The organism is Clostridium sp. CF012, from assembly GCF_018861755.1.
Taxonomy (GTDB): domain Bacteria; phylum Bacillota; class Clostridia; order Clostridiales; family Clostridiaceae; genus Clostridium_AD.
The window spans coordinates 74,003-96,115 of record NZ_JAHLEF010000010.1 but is presented as its reverse complement, the minus strand read 5'-3'; the positions used below and the strand labels follow the sequence as shown (position 1 = coordinate 96,115).

Sequence of the window (22,113 nt, the reverse complement as noted above, 5' to 3'; positions counted from 1 at the left end):
AGCCATATGCACCATTGTGGTTTCACTTCGTTTTCTAAATTTTCTACTCAATTGTCCAATCTGAAATATTCCAGAATATGCCTACACCGTGATGTCCCAAAACTGTTTCTGGGGTGATTCCTTTTATATTAGGCTTTGCACCATATAATGCATCGATGTATGCTATAAATGTATATGGCATATCCTTGGTTAATTCAATTTGGAATTCCTTATAATATTTTAATCTGTCAGCATTCACATCAGTTTCTCTTGCTTTGCGTAATAACTCATCAACTTTAGTATTTGAATAGCTACTGTAGTTATTACCTTTACCCGTTACAAACACTTTATAAGTGTGGTCGTCCGGGTCAAAGGGACTTCCCCAGCCAATCAGGTATGCATCTTGATTTTCCCAATCAATTTTTGGCAATACTGCCACCTTCATATTTACGCCAATTGCCTTAAGCTGTTGAGCACAGATATTCGCCATATCCACTCTGACCTGGTCTCCTTCTTGGCAGTTAATAGTAAATGATAATTTCTTAGCATTCTTTACATATATGCCGTCCAGGCCAAGCTTCCAACCCGATTTTTCCAACTCTTTTTTTGCTTTTTCTGGGTTATAGTCAAATTTTCCCATGTTAGGATTATTATATTCTCCAACCTGAATTGGTGAATAGGCTACTTTTCCGCGACCTAATAAAACGCTGTCTAAAATAGCTTTTCGATCAATAGCATAACTTAAGGCATTTGGTAATTCTCGATTTTCTTTAAATATAGGACTATTAAAATTATACATAATACCTCTGTAGTCTGATGTTTTCATATCATAGACAGTAATATCCTTATTATTTTCAAATTGTTTTGCATCCTGGGGTATAATCTGTGCTAAATCCAATTCTCCGGATTTTAATTGCAGGGCTCTCGCTTTGGTGTCCTGCACAATTTTAAAGATTACTTTGTCAATTTGCGGTTCTTTTTCGTAGAAATCTTTATTTTTTACAAGGGTAATGCTTTGTCCTTTGTCCCATTTCTCCATTTTAAATGGACCCGTCCCCGTTGGAGATTGATTGAATTTATCTGTTGCAATATCTTTTCCCTCTAATAAGTGCTTAGGTAAGATACCTATTGTCAAATAATCCAGCATGGCTATATTTGGTGCTTTTAAAGTTATTTTTAAGGTAGTCTTGTCCGCCACTTCAATCTTTGTGATATCTTCATAGTTTGATGCTATTTCCGAAGAATTCTTAGGATTCATAATGGTTTCCAGCGTAAACTTCACATCTTCCGCCGTAAAAATTTTACCATCATGCCATTTAACATCATTTCTTAACATAAAAGTATATGTATTTGTAGCTTTATCACTGGTCCAGCTTTTTGCAAGTCCGGGAATAATCTTATTGTTTTTGTCATGGGCAGTAAGTCCACTGAAAATCAGGGAATTAATTTCTCCATGTTCATATAATGCTGGATTAATACCTGAATAATCCCCACTTCCATAAACTAAAACCTTTTCATTGGATGTAGTTTTCTTATCACTATCACCACCACTACAGCCAATCAATAAAACCATACTCATTACCAGTGTAAATCCCCAAATAATCGATTTTTTAAATTTCATCATTGTCCCCCTAATATTTATTATTTATATTAAATTTCAATAGTTATATTGAATATTGCAAGTAATATTGACACTTTATAAGTTGCTAAATTCTCTATTGTTTTTCTTCCTTACATAATCCCCTATATTTGTGATGCAAACCAATGTAACCACTAAAAACACACCTGGAATCAATATAATCCACCAATAATTTGATAATAATGCTTTTTCCGAAAGTGAGAGCATACTACCCCAGGAGATAATTTCAAGAGGAAGGCCTATTCCTAAAAAGCTCAAAGTTGATTCTATTGCAATGGCACTTCCAACATTCGTTACCACCATAAACATTATTGCTGAAATGAAATTTGGCAGCAGATGTCGTTTTAAAATATAAAAAAATTTACCCCCTGCACATTTTGCTGCTAAAATATATCCACTATTTCTAGTTTTCCTTACCTCACTTCGTACAATCTTAGAAATATTCATCCAACTAGTAATCCCAATTACAATGGCGATGGACACTGGATTCGCCTTACCTATCATTGCCTGAATGAAAATCACGATTAAGATGGAGGGTATACTAAGTATGATTTCAGTAAATCGCATCATCATATCATCTATCAATTCGGAGGCAACACCACTGATGCTTCCATACACAACTGCTATTATAGTTGATATAATTGTAGCAAATACCCCTATAAATAAAGAGATTTTACCACCATACCAAATCATAGAAAAAATGTCTCTGCCCAAGGAATCCGTACCGAAATAAAAGGTGCTGCTGGGAGCCACATTAATATTACTTAAGTCCATATAACCCGGATTTAATTTCATTATTTCCCCGAAAAAGGCACATCCAAGGATTATTATCAGCAACACTCCTATTGAGATATAAGGTTTTTCTTTCAAAGTTTTTTTAAAGCTTTTTCTTTTAGCTATTTTTATCTCCTCTGAAAGATAATTTTCTCCAACTATTTCAAAGTTGCTACCTTCTATTCCCAATCTAGCTCCCCCCGATCATGTTGCATTCTAGGATCTATTTTATCGTTAATTACTTGTGATAGCATATTTACAAAAACCACCAATATCCCCGTTATAATACAAAGCAACATCAACATATTATAGTCGTGATATTTAGCACTCTCAAAAGATAGGGAGCCAAGTCCCGGGTAAGAAAAAACTTTTTCTATCACATAAGTTTCTCCTAAAATATGAGGAACGGATATTGCCATAAGACTAATAACTGATGGCATAATATTTTTTAAACAATGTTTATATACAATTTTCTTTTTACTTAAACCCTTAATTTTGCACAACAAGACGTAATCTTGTCTGATTTCTTCTACTAATTTATTTCGAATCATGTAGGTATAATACCATAGGTGGCTAAGTATCAGCACAGTTAATGGCAAGACAAGGTGTACTATTCTACTTACAAGGCTACCTGACTGCCCCATGGCATAGGCACCACTTGAAGGTAATATCCTTAAATTAATACTAAAAATCAATATCAGTATGAGGGATAGCCAAAATGATGGAATACACGTGGCTATAACCCCTACTTTACAGATAATTTTATCAATGAGTTTCTCTTCATGTAATGTGCAAAAAACCCCTAAAAGCAGAGCAAATAAAAATGTGAATATATAACCAAGTCCACCCAGTATAATTGTATTTTTATAAACATCTCCAATTACTGTTGTAACGTCCTGTTTATATTTATAAGATATACCGTATTCTCCATGAGCCGCATTTGATAACCAGCTAATATATTGTTTATATATAGGGTCATTTAGTCCCAGCTTTTCCATTGCTTCCAATTTTTCTGTAGTATTCATCCTTTCAGCACCTTCCCCATAATAGGACATTAGAGGATCACCGGGTGACAATCTTGCCATATAAAAGACAATGATAGACAACAGAAATATAACAAAAATAAACTGCATTACTTTTTTACTAATGTAAATTACGTCATTCACAACATCCTATCCTTTCCTTAAGGGACATAAAAAATATAAAAACCACGAAAATCGGGTGCTTTTTCAAAAGATAAAAAAAGCAGAACCTTCGTGGTTTAACTTAAATAGTTATTAAATTATTTTCAAAGAAAAATTAGTCTTATTCCTAAATTTTTACACAATATTCGTATTGCTCTTACATATGCATTTTAAACTATATTTCTATTTTTGTCAAACCCAGGGTAATTGTGTAATGACTTTATAAAGAACTTTATACCAACTATTCTAATATAAGGATTTGCAACAACCAATATATTGCTCTTTTTAAGGTTGGCTTATGTTCCTTTATTGGATCTAATGCTACAACTTCCCTAACTTATCTTACCTATTAATATCTCTTCAACCTCCCCAGCTAAAGCCCAAACATTACAATCTTGATTTGCAAGAACTACAAGTGTTGTATCTATGGAAGGATAATAATTAAATTTACATGCCACGCCAGGGTTACAACCATCTTTAGTTATATATCTCACTTCATTATTATCATTGCTAACAATGAATTCATAACCATATCCCATCATATGTGTGATTTTTTCATACTTTGTGTGCACTACTTTTGGTGTAAATAAATCCGCTGTCATTGCTTTAGACAATGCCCTCCCATTGTAAATCTGGCGCACAAACAAATCTAAATCTGCAACCGTTGTATATGCTCCAGAATCTGGTGATCCTATTGGTGGATATGAATATATGTTTTTTCTCCATCCAATAACTTCATCTTTTTCATTGCATATTTTTGCATATCCTTCTGCAATATTTTCATCTACCCAATCCATACTATGGAAGCAAGTATCGTTCATGCCTATTTTTTCAAAAACATTTTCTTTTATATATTCACGATATTTCCGTCCTGTAATTTTTTCAATAACAAGTCCTAACAAAACAAAGGCAACATTATTGTACCTACAACCATTTCCTGGCTCAAAATTAGGTTCTTTATGAATAAATTGTGGTAGAAAATCAACTGTTTCTCTTACAGAATAGTTCGGCTTTTCCTTCCAAATATCTTCATACTCTTCACCTGCTTCTTCATCTGCATCATCGCCAATTCCCGAGGTATGCGTTAGAAGTTGATAAATATTAACTTCCTTTGATATAGTAGTATCTTTTATTTCTAAAATTTCTAAAACTTTATCTTCAAAGCATATTAAGCTTTTATCAATTAACTGAAGTATTCCAAGCACAGTAAATAATTTTGTAATAGATGCTGTATCAAATTTTGTTGTGATTGTATTCTTAATTTCAAATCCCTTATGCGCCTCTCCATATGCCCCATGAAATAGAGTTAAATCCCCTTTTTTAACCAGTGCTGCCCCTGAAAAATTATTGTCCTAGCATATTTATTAAAAATTTCTCTTATTTGTTCTTGTATCTTCATAATACATATCCCCCATTCTAAAATTATCTTTAACTACAATTTCACACTTTAACCCAACCTCACACCTTCCTTTATAAATTCAGTACTTATAAAATATCATCTTACTCTCTTCTTCAAACCCTACCTTTCTATATAGCTTAATCGCCTGTAAATTTTCGAAGCCAACACATAACTTAATATTATTTATCTCTTCAAAAGAAAAAATCCAATTGATTGCCATTCTAATTAATTTACTCCCTAGTCCTTTACCCCTCATATCTTCTCTAACTCCGAAAAATTCAATAGAGCTTTCACCAAACTCTGGTTCAACCTCTACATAAATATATCCTGTAAATTCTTCATTATCTTTTATAAAAAACACCTTTTTATATTCATTAATATGACTTAGAATATCACTCCCTGAATAATAAGTATTAGGAAAATTTTTATCATGAAGTAACTTGAATTGATTATTGTATTCTAATGTAAGTTCAAAATCTTTCACTTGAAAACTTTCTTTAAAATCATCTTTACCCAGGCTCATAATAAAGTATTCACCATTGCTTTCAAATCCACATTCCTTCGCAAATTCTATACATTGGATGTTTTTACTATCACAAAATACCCCAAAACTACCACAGCAATTTAATATATTTTTTCTTAAAAGTAACAATAGTTTACCCGAAACATTTTCTTCACTATATAATTCATCTACAAAAGGTCCCCATAATTCTCCATAGCTTTTTTTCTCATCTACATCTACCCCGAGTGTCCCTATAAGCTTTTGACCTTCATATGCACCAACAAAATATTTTTCAATGTTCCCATCCTCAAAGTCTTGATATAAAGTATTAAGTACTTTTTCTTTCGTTTTTTCACAGTATCCTATATTATGATTTTCTTTAGAATTCATAAATGCGATAAACTCTGCTAGTTTATCTATTTCACTGTTTTTTATTGTACTTATTTTAACCATACAAACCCCTCCCACTACCTCTCATAAACACTAATCACTTATTAAGTGTAATCCATTATGAATATTTCTTTAATATGTCCATCTGAATAATCTAATATATCCACTTCTTCTCATCTCCTAACTTAGGTTTCGTTAAGATATTACTTTACTTAAATACCTTAAATCAAAGCTATACAGATTTTTCCCATATATTGTCCTTATATTCTGCTTTAAAACCAATTGCTAAATAAAATTTCTGATCAGAGCCAACATATACTGTTTCAGCGCCCTCTTTAGCAATCCTATTTGTTGCTTCTCTAATAACAGCACGCCCAAGTCCTATTTTTCTAAACTCTGGAATAGTTCCAACTGGCTCAAGTATACCTATTTTGTTTATATTGTCGTACCACATTGTACAGAAGGCAGCTATTTCATTAGTTTCAGATACAACATATAAATCTAAATCTACTCTATAGTTAGGCGTTTGTCTTAATGCTTCATAGCCAAGAGGTGATATATTCTCATAATTAGTATTTACATAACCAAAAGCCATTGCATGAGCTTTTCCCTTTTCCACATCACTTACTTCCTGTCCATTTTTTATTGAAAACCCATTTGGTAAATTTATATCTATAGAGCCATCAATATGAAATGCTAAAGTAGTTTCATAATTATTTGTTTTTATATAACCTCTATTTAACGCCATATTTTCACCTTGCTTATACTCATTTGATATTCGTAACTGCACAACACTTTTTTCATCTTTCTCAAGAGCAAGATTTTTTTCAGTAAACTCAAACATTTCTTCTAAACTCTCCTGTGGAAGCTCGTTCATACCAATATGAAAGAAAGCCTCTCCACTTTTTTCGCCTTCAGCACTTACAACCGATATTATCTTTCCATTTTGCTCCCAAATACCAATTGTATTTTCCCATTCTTCAATAGATACTTCATTCATTATTCTAGCCATAGTCTTTGAAAAGTTCCAACGCTCAATTGTCCAATTGCGACCTTTTCCAATAGTTTTAAATGTATCCACTAAAAAATCTCTTACTCTTAGAAAATCATTTGTTTCATATTTTTTAAAATTTATATTCATAAACTTGCCTCCAATTATATTTTTTAGTTGCCCATTATTTCTACATAGTTTTTCCTCCTATGTGAATAATGGGGGCAGTTAAGAACTTTTTCTATTATTTTTGAAATCATTTTAATTTTATTAACCGTCCCCCACTTTCTAACACTTTTTAATACTTCTTAAATTGAAATCCCAATACATCAACAAACATTGTTATTACCGCTTTTTCTCTCATAAGTTCATCTAATTTCTCCATAGCTTCCTTGCCTACACCTAGCCCTCTAAATTCTTCCGGAATATAAAAATCCTCTAACCATGCAACATTTTTGCTGTGTCCATAAATAAGTCTTGTTGCAATTTTTTTATGCTTATATTCATTAATTTTCCCTCTATTTCATGCCTCATTCCAATCAATGAAATTAACCCCATAGCTAGAATCCTAATACCATTGGACCCCCACCATGCTATCTTAAAAAATATACATCAGTAATTGATTTCCCTTTATAATCTTCAGGTAAAATATCCATATACACTTCATCATAAACCTTTCCACCTATAAAATGAGATTCACGTCTTCTTCCGAATTCCTTGAATCCAACTTTGTTATACATTTGTATTGCTTTATCATTATGAGAATAAACAACCACCATCACATTATGGAGGTTTAATATATTAAAACAATAATCTACAATAAGCTGCATTGTTTCAACCCCGTAACCTTTACATCTGAAGTTCTCATTACCTATTAAAATAGCTAATTCCGTTGATCTATCTATAGCGCATACTTCTTTAAGCCAGCAAAACCCAATTAGCTTATCTTCTTTTAAATCAACTATTGAAAAATGATTAGCTTGGCTACTATAATGTTTTCCGAAAAATTCTTTAGTACTTTCAATAGAATAGTTGCCTGCTGCATCTCCAAGCCCAATAGCTGTATTCATGTCTGTAAACCATTCTGCAAATTTTTCATGGTCATCATAAACCATTTGTGCCAGATAACATTTTTCACCGATTAATTTTTTTAAATATTTCATTATTATCCTCTTTTCTAATAAGTCACTAAATTACCAGTGCGACTTATTATTTATATTTAAATTAGGAAAAGTTTTTTTACACTCTCTTTAATGTTCTTACTCTTCTTTACTTTCCGAATAAAGTTCTGCCCATGCTGGGAAAAACCCAGCATTTATAGCAATATTCTGTGATTGAAAATGGGATTGCACGGTGCCGTAAAAGGGTACTTTACCCCTCTTTAAAATTTCATTCTTTAAAAGTATAGTTAATTTTGTTCCTATACCACGGCCACGGTACTCAGGCAGCACATCAATACCAATTTGCCACATAGTTTTGCTATCCGCGCTAGCACCAGCCATACCCATTATGTTATCCCCGTCAAAGGCGGCAACTGCAAGCACATCTGGATGGTTTTCATCACAAGCAAACGCTTCTCCAAATCTATCATCATCCTCAAACTGCAAAATCTCTTCAGACTCATACCATTTTACATTGGTAATAGGTTCTACACTCGTCATATCAGGATTTGGCAGATAGTACTGGTGAATATCTGCTATTTCATGTCCAAATTCATTCAATTTTTTATCCATTGCTCGCAGTTTTGGATATTCAAAAATCCATACATCTCTATTTATCATTTTTTCTTCACACCAAGGCATCATCATAGGTGATGTACTGATAATTGCTTTGCCCCCAAAACAGAGTAGCTTTAAAAAGCATCCATCATGATCATAAATACGTCTGCCCTCAAGAAGCTTATTTTCAACTATCGTATTTTTTTCTTTTTGAAAATCAGATACTTGGCAATCATAGTCCAGCGCTAACTGTTCTTTCGCAATTTGTAGAATTTCCGTTTTTGTATACATAATATTACCCTCCCTTTATATCCCTAAAATTTAATATTCCTTAAATCCTTTAAAAGTTCATCTTCTATATACTCCTCAGTAAATATATAAAAATCTGGTGACGTAAACCTTACCGACCCATCCTCTAAAGTTATACGTCTTGAATTTAAAGCTGCAGTGTCATTTAAATTTACAAATCCATAGTTTCTTGATTCATCCTGGTTTGAATAAAGTTGTATCTTATCTTTTAGATTGTTAGTTCCATATAATAGTGAAGAAGTTGCTAAAATGTCCATACCTTCTCCACCTACTTTGTATTTGTCAAAGGTTCCTTTTAAATTCTTTAGTTTCACCCAATTATTCTTAGGGTTTTCATCAAAATTAAAGAATGATAAGCTTTCAAATGATTCATAATTTATAAGCTTGCCTGTATTTTGAACTATTTCTGCTGTATGGCATAATACCGGTACTCCAGGTAGCATTAAATAATATTGATTTACATCTAAGCCTTTATAGTACTCATTGTTTTTTACATGAAGTTTTACTTTAATACCTTGCCATTTATTTTTAAAATTATCTTCAATGCTTACAAAATCAGCTTGTATATTTTCTTCTAAAACTGATCTAAAGCTTAAATCTTCTGGAAGTGTACCTATTCCTCCAAACCATGGATTAAACCATGATTTTGGTCTTGGTGTTGGAAAAGAATTTTCAAGCCATTCATGATTATTGTATTTTAAAGAATATAGTACATGGCTAAAAGTATCGCATGCTTTAATTTCCATAACACCGTTGCTAACGGAATATACTCTATGGCCTTGCTCTTCAATTATTTTTGATTCACAAAAATTATTTTTAATATTAAATATCATTTTATTTTCTTCTGAATAAATATTATCAGTATCTATTTCTAAATTTAAAATATCCCTATCAGTAGCCTGGCTTAAAGAAGGTGTAAATTCTGTTACAAAAGTTTTATCTTCCTTACTTACGCTATTACTGATTTTCTCAAAGTTCTTATTTTTAGAGCTTATAGAATATTCACCATCTAAACAACAAGCTTCATACTGAGAAATTTTTACGGTGAAATTTTCTTTAACAAAAGGATTACCATCATTAACCATCATTCCAAGTGAATTGCTTAGGACTAAATTATTTGTATCACTTTTCTCTAAAGCAAAATCTCTAAAAGCTTTCCAATCTCTAAAAGTATCTAATGCCATAAATACAGGTTTTGTAACCCTTTTCTCTTTAGCTTTCATTTTCCCAAGTTCATGTTCAAATACTATCTCCCACCCGTTTGATTTAGCTTGCAGCTCACTATTCCAACATAATCCCAGGCTCTCTCCAGTATTTCTGGCATATATCCAGTTTTCCGTTAAATCATCTAAATTAAAATCTTCTATCCATTCAGAGCTAGAATCTGTACTTTCAATAAACTTACCTTTTAGTGGCAAAATAGCCTTAGTAAGTTTCATAAATAAATTCTGAGATAAACAAATTTCACTAATTGTTTCATCCATTCCATCATTACAAACTTCATAATGATGCTCTGCTATTCCATTTTGAGAAAGTTTTAATATAGACTCTATCCTTATATTTTTATAAGTTTCAGATACAAAGGTTGTTTTTAATACTATTTTTTCATTTTCCTCATAATGTTCTATCTTCTTGGGACTTGCATTTGAAAATTCTTCTGAAAAAGGTCTTCCTAGGATTGGATAACATATATTACTACCTCTCTCATGTATTCCAAATGCTTGTATTGATATTTTATTTTCTTCATTTAGCTTTGCTGAATACACTCCATTGATAGCTATATAGAATTCCTCCGTTTTTCCACCAAATCTTCCCTCTTTACCTTTTAATGCTGATGTTATTTCTTTTTTAAATACTACTTCACTTCCATTTTCAAGCTTTGCTTTTACCTGAACTACTTCATTATAGAAATTAAATTTATTTAAAATATACTGGAGCTTTACAGATTTTCTTTCACTGTCCACCATAGGGATACTTAAACTTTTATTTATAAATTTAATATCCTTATTTTCCACAAGCTCTAATTCAAATGTAACAGCTTGTTTATAATTATTTTTTATATCTAAATACATAACTGAATTTAGATTTTTATAACATTCTTTTCTTGGAACCTTTAGTGATAAACTCCCTGGATACTGAGCATCTACACCTATTTTAAATTCTACTTTCATATCATTTATTAAGATCTCCGATACTACTGATGGATAAGTGCTAAATTGACCAACCTTTTTTTCAGGTTCATTAACTAAAAATTCACCTTCAATAATTTCTTTATCTATTACTTCAACTTCTGCACTAAATGAATATTTTATATTTTTATCATCTCTGCCCTTTACTTTAATGTTCAAAGGCTTTTTAGATTTATTAATAACTTCATATTTAATCTTATACTTCCCACCTAATATAAGCTTTTGATCATCCATATTAGCCTTTATTAGATAATCCGAGCATTCAATTAATGTAATACCACGACTTTTATTTTCAAACTGTACTCTTAAGATTTTTCCTTCTTTTTCCCAGAGGTATTCATAATAAATAAGCCCATTTTCCTCTATGCCATCTGGCTCCATATTTATAGTTCTTTTTAAGTCCTTGTACCAATCAGCATTTTCAAAATACTCTTTAAATGCTAACCCATTTACTACTCCCGGTATAAAATTCATTAAATGTGTTGAATCATCTCTTTTTTCTAAAAAGAACCCACATCTTTTATAAAGTGGAAGTGATTTTGTATTACCCGGCCATGTATAAAGGTCAATTCTTGGCCATGCAAGTTCAGTAGTTCTTTCTATAGATTTACATACTAAGGTTCTTCCAATTCCCGTACCGTGAAGGTCGTATCTTACATTTAATAGTCTTACATAAAGTGTGTTATCATCATACTCATATTTAGATAGTCCACAATATCCTACTATTTCCTCCCCCTTAACTGCTAAATAAGTGTTTAAATCTGTACTACTTTCATGTGATTTCAAAACACTTTCCTCTGTTTCCGTAGCCCAATTTCCATTCCACCCTTCCGAACTTTTTCTCCACATATCTGCAATAGCTTTTGCATAAGAATTGTTGTATTCTACTAATTTTAAATCTTGCATTTATATCCCCCCATTTTCTTTCCTATTTTCCTGTTTTCAGTGGGGACGGTTAACAACTTATTATATTTATTTACAAAGTTTATAACTTTCAGAACCGTCCCTTAACTAAAACATAATAAAGTTGTTAACCGTCCCCAGTTATTTACTCTCACTGATTAATTTTTCTAATATTTTCTTCCCCCTTATATTCTTAGGATTTAACTCCACTGATTTCTTATAACTTTCTAAAGCTAAATCCTTATCACCATTAATTAAATATATTTCTCCCAAACTATCATAAAGGTTAGATGATTCTGGGAATACTATAGTTGAGATTTTCAGTAATTCAATAGCTTTAATATTGTTATATTCTAATAATGCATAAGCAAGTATATTTAACTCACCCTCATTAACAAAATACTTTTCAATAGAATTTTCTTTTATTTTTTTATATTCTTTTACTGCCATTTCATAACCATCGTTAACCATTGTTTTTGCCATATGATGCGCAAAGGATTCCTTTATACTGTCAATTTTATCTCCTAAGACTATATCCAAAATATTTGTGCATAGATTATTTAAAGACGTATAATCTGAATTAGTCATAATAGCAATTGATATTCCTCTCTCTGGTAAAGTGATTAAATTACTTCTAAACCCTGTATCTATTCCACTATGAGACTTAATCTTAACCCCTTTATATTCTCCTAAGAACCATGCCAATCCAACTTTTGAAGTGTATCCATCCCACCCTGTAACTGCCTGATGTTTCCAAAGTTCTTCATAGCTATTAGCTTCTAATATCTTAGCTTTTTCAAATCTTCCTTCATTCATATTAGCAATTGCATAATTACACAGTTCCACTACATTAGAGCATAGGGTAGAGCTTGGTCCATGTGCACGATTATAAGGAAAAATCTCACTTACCTTTGCTCCATAGGGATTTTCAGTGCCTAGAATATGAGGTGTTGTAAGTAGTTCTTTTGAAACTAATGGCTTTAAAAAGTTACTTTCTTTCATTTTAAGTACATCTAGAATATTTTCTTTCATATAATCTTCAAAAGATACTCCAGAAACCTTTTCAATAACATCTCCTAATATTTCAAAAGCAATGTTGCTGTAAGCAAATTTTTCTCCTGGTTCCCACATTAATTCTTTATCTTTTAAGCTTCTAACATATCTTTCTAATGCCCCTTCATCATACTGAGGCTTATCCCACTCATAGTCCTCTTCATCTGGCATACCTGAAATATGGCTTAACATCTGCCGAATAGTAATTTTCTTGTATCTATCATCTTTAAGCTCAAAATAAGGTAAATATTCTATCAAGTGTGAGTCTAACTTAATTTTACCTTGCTCCACTAACTGCATTATTCCTGTAGCTACGAAAGTCTTTGATACTGATGCCATGTGAAATAGTGAGTACTCATTTATTGGTTCTTTAGTCTCAATATTTTTCACACCAAAGCCTTTTGTATAAATAACTTCATTATCATAAACTACACCTACTGCCAGGCCTGGAATATAGTTTTTTACCGCATATTCATTGAGTACCTTATCTAGGTTTTTTACTATTTGATTTTTCATTTCCATTATATTTCCCCTTTTCATAATTGAATTTAAAATTAACTGATAAGTCTTAATTTGTAAACTTCATAAATTTATTAACCGTCCCTTCCTATTTTTCATAGAAACTTCATTTAATTGTTAACCGTCCCCAATATTTTTCACCTTGTTTATTGATAAAAAAATTAGGGACATAGATGAACATTCATTCATCTACATCCCTAAGAATTCATAGTACCTATGTTAAATATGCCTATTAAGCATCTCTGCCTATTGGCTTAACATAAACACTAAAAATAAAAAGCTGTGTTATCAAAGACAACGCAGCCTAAACTTCAAATTATTATAAAGTGTGTTTGACTAATTTTGTACTTGTCTTCATAAAAGCATATAAAAGCCCCTATCAACAACTCTACAATAATTATATAGCCATATGTGTTTATTTAACTAAAACATAGTCTATAAAACACTCACTTAATATTAATGAAAATTAAAGGTTTGTAATTGATGTTGTTCCTTATCTATATAATTAAAATCTAAAAAATCTAAATCATATAACCCTAAATATATTTAAATTTTAGTATGCAATTAAATATTTTATTGCACCACAAATATACTTAATATAACGGTGGTTATAAGTACTGCGCTAAGATTTTTTATTATTAGATTTTAAACTTATTAGACTAGACTCAACATAATCATTACATATCCCCCTCATGTTTCTCATTATTTACATTATATTATATATTTTTCCATTTGTCAAGGATTTATCGATCTATTCTCAATATTTTTAATATTGAATTTATTTTGTATAACAAATTATAATCATGAAGGTGAAAATATGCAGAACTAAGGAAATAAACAGAGAACTAACAAATCATATCAATAGCCTAACTATAGAAATAGCGGCTCTAAGAGTTAATTTGCCATTTTAAAATCAGAATCTAAATTTTCCAATTGAGTCTTCCACTTTGATGATTTATAAACTTTATTGTCTGTAGTTACCACCAGGCACGAGACACCGGGAATACTATCAATAATTTTCAATCCTTTATCTACCCCAGATACAAAAGTAACTTTAGTAAGAATGTCTGCAAGCATATTACAATCAGGATTACTACTGTCTATAATTATGGTATCGCTCATAACTCCAGCATCTGCTGGGTACCCAGTATATGGATTCAATATATGATGATAGCGCTTTCCATCTTTTATAAAAAATCTTTCATAATCCCCAGATGTAGAAAGTGCATTTTGAGACATCTTAATTATACCAGTATATGCAACATTCCTTTCTTTTCTTGGATGTTGAACTCCAATGGACCATAATGTCTTATCAGGCTTTTCACCCAATGTATATATAGAACTTCCACCAAGATTTATAATGGCGCTCTTAATTTTATATTTTTTAAAAACTTTTACAACCTCATCTGCAGTGAATCCCTTAGCAACGCCTCCAAGATCTATAGACATACCTGGTTTCATTAGCTTAACACTGCTATTTGACTCATTTATGCTGATGTCCTTATAATTTACAACTGCTAGTTTTTCTTTGATTTCAGAAGCAGTTGGAACCCTCTCATCCTTTGTACCAATTCCCCAAAGCTTTATAAGTGGACTTACTGTTATATCGAAGTATCCATCTGTAATTTTAGAGTATTCTAGTGAGGTTTTTATAATCTTAATAATCTCAGGATGTACCTTTACATAGTCTTTTCCTGCAGCATTATTGATTTTATTAACATCACTGGTACTAATTGAGGAACTTGCCATCTGTTCAATTTCATCTACTCTAGTATAAGCCGCCTCTATTGCTTTTTCAGCCTTAGAACCGTAAGCTATTAAATGCATAACTGTATCCATTTTAATAGCTTTTTTGTCAATCTTCTGATCTTGTTTTGTGCATGCAACCATTGGTATGATTAAGATCATACACAGTCCCAGAGCTAATATTTTTTTTATCATCTGTTGTCCCCCTAAATGAATTATTTGTAAAATATCTAACGATATTTTACCATACTTCTTATTTAAATAAAATAAGAACAAGTACTATTTTATTTAATCAAACCCACCACGTGATTAAAATTATTAGCTCATACTAGGCGCACAAAAAAAACAGCGAAATAAAAAAAGACACCTACATAAGTGTCTTCATATTTCATTTACTATTTTGCATATTTTAGATATGCAATATCTGTTATATTCTTTCCTGTAGCAAGTTCTACAAAACTTAAGTCCTTAGCAATTGTATCTATTTTTAAATTAGTTTCTTTTATTTCAGCCTTAAGTTCACCAGACATATTTACAACTTCATGCGTTAAATTATCTATATCCGCTTTGTGAAATTCTGACGCGACTTTTAGTGAATTAAGCATTTCACCATGTTCTTTAAGCTGGATTTTGACTAATTGCATATCACCTTGAATCTGTCCTAATATCTTTAATATTTTATCTTCATTATTCATTATATCAACTCCTTCTCACTTACTCCGTTTGGTCTTATTATAGAAAATTTAATTACTTACACTATATTTATAGTATTTCAAATTATTTTTAAAAGTAAAAACCATTATACTATTATAAATACTATCCAATTTAAATCACTAGATTACTTATAAATTAATTTCAATATATACTATCATTCTAACAGAAATAAATTGTAAGGTAAAGCGGTAGATTAATACATTTTTTCATATAACTTATTCAGCTAAATTCATGCCACTTCTTTTAATATTGGTTTAATAACGGCTACGAGTGGTATAGCTATTGCTATTCCTAATCCCGTTGTTATTAAAGATGATACCAGCAGTTTCCATTTTTCTATGTGATAATTACCTGGCTTACCCACATGATTGTAACTTATTATATAACATTATATATTCTCATAAATAAAAACCTTGAATTTAGTATTACCTCTGGCTCTAGTGCATGGATTTCATATGTAGTTTTACATTCAAGCTTTCTTGGTGAATGTTTACTTTATAATAAAACTATATTTGCCATTAATTTGAGCGTAATGATACTAGCTTTAATCTTAATAAGTTCTCTATTAATAAACACTAAGAAAGTATGCAATTCGTAATAATCAAAATCATATTTTCATGAAGTTGCAAATATTGCACCACATCAAGTGATGATTTAACCACATTTCTTGTGATAGTAAAATATTGAAAATAAGCACAAAAAATGCTATCATATAAACTAAGGTGGGGGTGAATAATATGTTATGTGATTTATCTAAAGATTATATAAATAATAAAAAACTCTGTGCAAAGACTGTATATATATATATGGATTTGGTGATATTTTGCACAGAGACAGGGTTTTAATCGCCATTAATATTTACATATAATACAGGCTTTGCCTTCTTAAATTTAAAATATATATTTAAGGAGCTGGGCTTTATGAACTATGTAAAAGCTGAAACAATTTTACCAGATAATTTAGTTAAAGAAATTCAAAAATATATTCAAGGTCAATATGTATATATTCCGTCAGAACCACAAAAGAAAAAAAAGTGGGGAGAGAATTCAGGTCATAGGGCATATATACAAAATAGAAATGAAGATATACGCAGTAAATATGAAAAAGGCTATACTATTGATGCTTTAGCTGAAGATTTTTTTCTATCAATATATAGTATTAGAAAGATTATCTATGCAAAAATCGCATAGATTTAAAACTACCACTCTTAATTATGAGTGGTAGTTTTTTATGTTACAATCCACGTACTTAGAATTTAGCATTATATATTTTGTAATAAAAGGGAAAGTATATTTCTATATTATTCTTTACACAAATCCTATTAGGGGCATGAAAATAAATAACAAGTCAATTTTAATTTGTAAAGAACTCTATAGAAATATAGTCGGTATATAATTAAGTCACAGTAAGTATTAAAATGATACGGTAAGGATAAGGCTATGAAAAGCCCTATTCAATTTGTAATATATAAAATAAACAAGGGGGCTAAATCATATGAGAAAAGACGAAAAAACAATTCAAGATATAAAATCAGTTTTAAGTAATTTTCAGCAGAACTATAATGAAAAAGATTTTGATAACATAGAAAGCGTTATTAACGAATTTTTCATAAACGAGAAAGATACAAGTTTTGTAGGTGCTGGACTAAACAGTTGGTGTTTTGGACTAGGAGAAATAACAACTAATATTAAGTCCTATTGGGAAGATGAAAATAAGTATCTAGAAAATATAGAACTAGATATAGATAAATCTGTAATTAATATAGAGAATTCAGTGGCTGTAATAGCCCTTCATGGTAAAAGTATCAGAAATATTAAGCAAGAGAAAACATGTGAGGCTATGGTAGATCAATTATCTAGAGAATTAAATAATAAAGAGGTATCAAAATCAACTCTAATTAAACTTTCAAACAAACTTGTAACAACTTTAAATGATATAAAAAGAGGAGAAGAGTATATATGGCCTTTTAGAGTTACTATAGTCATGATTAATGATGGATTAAAATGGATGATAAAGCATATGACTCTTTCCTTCTCTTCAGATGGTAACGAACTTATGTTAACTAATGAAAACATTGATGATAAGTTTAAAGTTATTCCCATCGATAAAAAAGATAGTGTAGAAATAGCAGAGGTCCAAGAAATTCTAAAAACCCTGCAAGAAGCCTATGATAAACGTGATACCAATTTAGTTGATAATTACGGAGAAGAATTACTCGATAATAGTGAACTCATATCTATAATTGGAACAGATCAAGGGGAAGTTTTCCATGGATTTAATGAAGCAAAAGAACTATTGAAATCAGATTGGAAATATTGGGGAGATTTCAATTTGAATAGAGAAAATGCTTATATTTCTGTTTTAGATAATATAGCGGTGGTTTACTCAAAGGCACTAATAAAATTTACTTGGAAAGAACAAAATGTTTGCTCTTGGCCAAAACAAAATTTTGAGTGGTATTTAAAACTGAAAAAAACAAATACAGAATTAATAAATCTAATGTTATTATCAATAAATAATTCATTAGATATACTTGAAACTTCTGATAAAAAAACAACTGTTTCCATGAAATTTGTTGGAATATTAGTAAAGAGAGATGGCAGGTGGAAATTTAACCATATGCATTTTTCAGATTCCATTGATGGTACGCCAGCTAGAATTGAGGTATTATAGATTATTAAAAAGCTACTCTTTATTATGAGTGATACCTTTTAAACAACAAAAAAACATTAGATAAGTAACATACTTATCTAATGTTTTTTCATGTTAAAATTTATTTTTAATTACAACTACAAGTATTATTTATCTAAACCCTTAGCTATAACTTCTTTAATTTCTGTTTTTATATGCTCTGCTCTTGTTCCAAATATCGCTTGAACACTGTCACCAACTTCAAGCACACCAGCAGCTCCTAATTTCTTAAGCTCTGCTTTATCAACTGTTTTTACATCCACGACACTTACACGTAAACGAGTAATGCAAGCATCTAAATTTGTTATATTTTCTTTTCCACCTAATGCTTTTAATACTGCTATTGCATGTTCTTGACCTTTAAGATTAGTTTTTACAGTACTTGGGTCTTCTTCCACATCGGTTTCACGACCTGGAGTTTTAAGATTCCATTTTCTTATAGCAAAACGGAAGCCGAAGTAATAAAGCGCTGCAAATGCTAAACCTATAGGGATTACGAGCCACCAAGCTGTTCTATTTGGAATTACACCAAACAGTAAGTAATCTATAAGTCCACCTGAGAAGGTCATTCCTATCTTAACATTTAAAAGTTGCATTGTCATAAAGGATAATCCTGCAAATATACAGTGAATTCCGAACAATACTGGTGCTACGAATAAGAATGAAAATTCAATTGGTTCTGTAATACCTGTTAAGAAAGAAGTTAATGCAGCAGATATCATAATACCAGCTACAATTTTTTTCTTTTCAGGTTTTGCTTCATGAATCATTGCAAGTGCTGCTGCTGGAAGTCCAAACATCATAAATGGGAATTTACCAGCCATAAATGTACCTGCTGTAAATTGTACACCATCTTTTAACTGAGCCATAAATATAGCTTGATCCCCATTAACTACTTGACCAGCTTTGTTTATATACTCACCAAATTGATACCAGAATGGGTTGTAAAAAATATGATGTAATCCAAAAGGAATTAATGATCTTTCTATTACTCCAAATACAAAAGCTGATACTGTTGGATTAGCCTCAATCATACTTTTTGAAAATATATTTAAGCCCTGTTGGATTGGAGGCCAAACAAAACTCATTGCAATACCTATTCCAATAGCAGCTACTGCTGTAACGATAGGTACAAATCTCTTACCCGAAAAGAACCCGAGGTAAGAAGGTAATTCAATGTTGTAATATCTTTTATATAACTGCGCCGCTACAATACCTATTATAATACCACCAAATACTCCTGTTTGAAGTGTTGGGATACCTAATACGCTTGCAAACTGTGGATGTGTTCTATTAATTAATTCTGGAGTAACTCCAGCAACAATACCTAGTGTTTTATTCATTATTAAGAAACCAACTATTGCCGCAAGTCCTGCAACTCCTTCACCCTCAGCTAGGCCTACCGCAACTCCTACTGCAAACAATAATGCAAGGTTACCAAAAATAACATCCCCAGATTGTTCCATGATTTTAGCTACCATTTGGAACCAACCAGCATTAAATATTGGAGCATTCATTAAAAATTGATCGCTTTGGAACATGTTACCAAATCCAAGCAATAACCCTGCCGCTGGTAAAAGTGCTACCGGTAGCATTAATGCTTTTCCTACCTTTTGTAAGACACCAAAAGCTTTTTTCATTTATATTCCCCTCTCTTTTGTGGCATGTTAGCAAAAATAAAAGGCATGAGCAAAGTCATATTAATAGCTATAATTAAATATAGCTATATATTATAATGACTTATGCTCATGCCTGATTATATCAGTAACACGCAAATTTATTTATTAAATTGATTTTCTACTGTAAACTTTTACATATAAGTTTACACTTACAACAAAATCCTACATACTAATTACGTAATACAGACATAATATCACATATTAATGTTTTTTTCAACATTTTTTTATTTCTATGGTAAATCTATCTTTCTTTATAGCAGTCTTTTGCCCTATATAAGATAAAAATAAGCTAACAAAAATGGTTTATTACTTTTGTTAGCTTATATTTTAAATAACTGTTTATTAACCTACTGTATTGCCCTTTTGATTCTTTTTCTGCGTTTTATCTTTTGTATCCTTAGAACCTGATTTTTTTTCTCCACCTTTTTTAGCCATGTTAATCACCTCTTTAATATATTTTAAATCAATATTTCTTCTAATATTATTTACACTTTATCTGATTTAATACATATGGTTACCTATTAACATGAATATATTTATTTATAAATTTCCATTTCACAAATAGCCTTTTCAACTAGTCTATCAATATCTAAAACTGATTCAGACTTAATTATCTCAATTAACCTTGGCTTCGTTTTTGGATGTTTAGGCACAAAAATTGTACAACAATCTTCATAAGGTAAAATGGAGGTTTCATAAGTTGCGATTTGTCTTGATACATCCATAATATCTACTTTATCCATAGCCACCAGTGGTCTGAAAACTGGTCTATCAGAAACATCATCACTTACTACAAGGCCTTCCATGGTTTGACTAGCTACTTGTCCTATACTTTCTCCAGTAGTCACTGAATTTATGTTATATTTTTCTGCAAGAACACAGGCAAGTCTCATCATAAATCTTCTCATAATTATTGTTAATTCATCTTCTCTGCACTTTTCTATAATTTGCATCTGAATTTCAGTAAAAGGTACTACATACAAGGTTAATTTTCCAGTGTATCCTTTTAAAATATTAGTTAATTGCTTTACCTTATCCTTAGCTCTTTCACTAGTGTATGGATGGCTATGATAATAAACTGCATGCAGTTCTACACCTCTTCTTGCCATCATATACCCTGCAACAGGGGAGTCTATACCTCCAGATAGCATAAGCATAGTGCTACCATTCATTCCATAAGGTAACCCGCCCACTGCCTTTATTCTTTTAGCATATATGTATGCACTATTTCTTATTTCTACATTAATAGTACAATTAGGATTATGAACGTCTACACTTACTTCTTCATTATTTTGTAATATGTAAGCTCCTACTTTTCTACTTACTTCCAATGAATTTGGGTTAAAATTTTTGTTTGCTCTGTTAGTTTCTACTTTAAAAGTTTTAGCTGAAGTTTCTGACAGCTCTAAGAGCGCTTGTTTTTGGATATCTTCAAGAGTTGCTTCAACTTCTGTAACGATGCAAACCTCCATTATTCCAAAAACATTTTTAACCTTTTCTATGATTTTATCCATTTGCTGCGAGCATATAAACCATCTTCCTGAGTCCTCAACAAATTCGTAATCTAAGCCTGTTAGTACATTTTTTATATTGTCTTTAAGTTTTTTTTCAAATTTACCTCTGTTTAGTCCCTTTAAAAAGATTTCCGGGGCATATTTTACTAAAATCAATTTTCTCATCTATTCGCACTCCTCTTTTTCTTATGTGAAATATCGTTAAATCATCACCTGGGTT

General features: G+C 31.1%; 18 protein-coding genes. 2 read left to right on the top strand and 16 right to left on the bottom strand.

Annotated elements, in window-relative coordinates:
• Nucleotides 1-43: 43 nt before the first annotated feature.
• From KPL50_RS11690 to KPL50_RS27485, 14 genes are all read right to left on the bottom strand, one after another.
• Entirely contained in the window at nt 44-1,600 is a 1,557-nt protein-coding gene (locus KPL50_RS11690; RefSeq protein ID WP_216298644.1) for an ABC transporter substrate-binding protein, read from the bottom strand.
• Nucleotides 1,601-1,675: 75 nt separating this feature from the next.
• Nucleotides 1,676-2,581 (bottom strand): ABC transporter permease, encoded by a 906-nt coding sequence (locus KPL50_RS11685; protein WP_216298643.1) that lies wholly within the window; start codon nt 2,579-2,581, stop codon nt 1,676-1,678.
• On the bottom strand, nt 2,572-3,558 hold the full coding sequence (locus KPL50_RS11680; RefSeq protein WP_309245172.1) for an ABC transporter permease: 987 nt from the start codon (nt 3,556-3,558) through the stop codon (nt 2,572-2,574). Before KPL50_RS11680 ends, KPL50_RS11685 begins: the two co-directional genes overlap by 10 nt.
• Before the next feature lie 350 nt (nt 3,559-3,908).
• Nucleotides 3,909-4,904, bottom strand: a complete 996-nt coding sequence (locus KPL50_RS11675) for a serine hydrolase (RefSeq protein ID WP_216298684.1) — start codon at nt 4,902-4,904, stop codon at nt 3,909-3,911.
• 150 nt (nt 4,905-5,054) lie between these two features.
• Nucleotides 5,055-5,930: a GNAT family N-acetyltransferase gene (locus tag KPL50_RS11670; protein WP_216298642.1), complete on the bottom strand. Its 876-nt coding sequence runs from the start codon at nt 5,928-5,930 to the stop codon at nt 5,055-5,057.
• Nucleotides 5,931-6,099: 169 nt separating this feature from the next.
• Nucleotides 6,100-7,008 (bottom strand): GNAT family N-acetyltransferase, encoded by a 909-nt coding sequence (locus KPL50_RS11665; RefSeq protein ID WP_216298641.1) that lies wholly within the window; start codon nt 7,006-7,008, stop codon nt 6,100-6,102.
• Nucleotides 7,009-7,156: 148 nt separating this feature from the next.
• On the bottom strand, nt 7,157-7,330 hold the full coding sequence (locus tag KPL50_RS27915; RefSeq protein WP_375372920.1) for a GNAT family N-acetyltransferase: 174 nt from the start codon (nt 7,328-7,330) through the stop codon (nt 7,157-7,159).
• Between the two features lie 121 nt (nt 7,331-7,451).
• Nucleotides 7,452-8,021, bottom strand: coding sequence for a GNAT family N-acetyltransferase (locus tag KPL50_RS11655; protein ID WP_216298640.1), 570 nt, complete (start codon nt 8,019-8,021; stop codon nt 7,452-7,454).
• A gap of 96 nt (nt 8,022-8,117) precedes the next feature.
• Nucleotides 8,118-8,867, bottom strand: a complete 750-nt coding sequence (locus KPL50_RS11650; RefSeq protein ID WP_216298639.1) for a GNAT family N-acetyltransferase — start codon at nt 8,865-8,867, stop codon at nt 8,118-8,120.
• 23 nt (nt 8,868-8,890) lie between these two features.
• Nucleotides 8,891-11,980, bottom strand: a complete 3,090-nt coding sequence (locus KPL50_RS11645; protein WP_216298638.1) for a GNAT family N-acetyltransferase — start codon at nt 11,978-11,980, stop codon at nt 8,891-8,893.
• A gap of 138 nt (nt 11,981-12,118) precedes the next feature.
• A complete protein-coding gene (locus tag KPL50_RS11640) occupies nt 12,119-13,552 on the bottom strand; it encodes a serine hydrolase domain-containing protein (RefSeq protein WP_216298637.1) in 1,434 nt (477 codons plus the stop codon).
• Between the two features lie 891 nt (nt 13,553-14,443).
• Complete coding sequence (locus tag KPL50_RS11635; RefSeq protein ID WP_216298636.1) at nt 14,444-15,490, bottom strand: FAD:protein FMN transferase; 1,047 nt, start codon at nt 15,488-15,490, stop codon at nt 14,444-14,446.
• A 200-nt stretch (nt 15,491-15,690) separates the two neighbouring features.
• Nucleotides 15,691-15,990, bottom strand: coding sequence for a hypothetical protein (locus KPL50_RS11630; RefSeq protein ID WP_216298635.1), 300 nt, complete (start codon nt 15,988-15,990; stop codon nt 15,691-15,693).
• 248 nt (nt 15,991-16,238) lie between these two features.
• A complete protein-coding gene (locus KPL50_RS27485) occupies nt 16,239-16,373 on the bottom strand; it encodes a hypothetical protein (RefSeq protein WP_290443229.1) in 135 nt (44 codons plus the stop codon).
• A gap of 556 nt (nt 16,374-16,929) precedes the next feature.
• Between KPL50_RS27485 and KPL50_RS11625 the strand changes: the two genes are divergently transcribed.
• The gene (locus KPL50_RS11625) at nt 16,930-17,199 is read left to right on the top strand and encodes a CD3324 family protein (protein WP_216298634.1); all 270 of its coding nucleotides are present in this window, start codon (nt 16,930-16,932) and stop codon (nt 17,197-17,199) included.
• A gap of 304 nt (nt 17,200-17,503) precedes the next feature.
• Nucleotides 17,504-18,682 (top strand): hypothetical protein, encoded by a 1,179-nt coding sequence (locus KPL50_RS11620; protein ID WP_216298633.1) that lies wholly within the window; start codon nt 17,504-17,506, stop codon nt 18,680-18,682.
• Between the two features lie 125 nt (nt 18,683-18,807).
• On the opposite strand, the gene ptsG is transcribed toward KPL50_RS11620, so the two are convergent.
• Both ptsG and thiI read right to left on the bottom strand, forming a co-directional pair.
• Nucleotides 18,808-20,340 carry a glucose-specific PTS transporter subunit IIBC gene (gene ptsG, locus KPL50_RS11615; protein ID WP_216298632.1) on the bottom strand — a complete coding sequence of 511 codons (1,533 nt, stop codon included), beginning with the start codon at nt 20,338-20,340 and terminating at the stop codon, nt 18,808-18,810.
• Nucleotides 20,341-20,915: 575 nt separating this feature from the next.
• The gene (gene thiI / locus KPL50_RS11610) at nt 20,916-22,058 is read right to left on the bottom strand and encodes a tRNA uracil 4-sulfurtransferase ThiI (protein WP_216298631.1); all 1,143 of its coding nucleotides are present in this window, start codon (nt 22,056-22,058) and stop codon (nt 20,916-20,918) included.
• Nucleotides 22,059-22,113 lie beyond the last annotated feature (55 nt).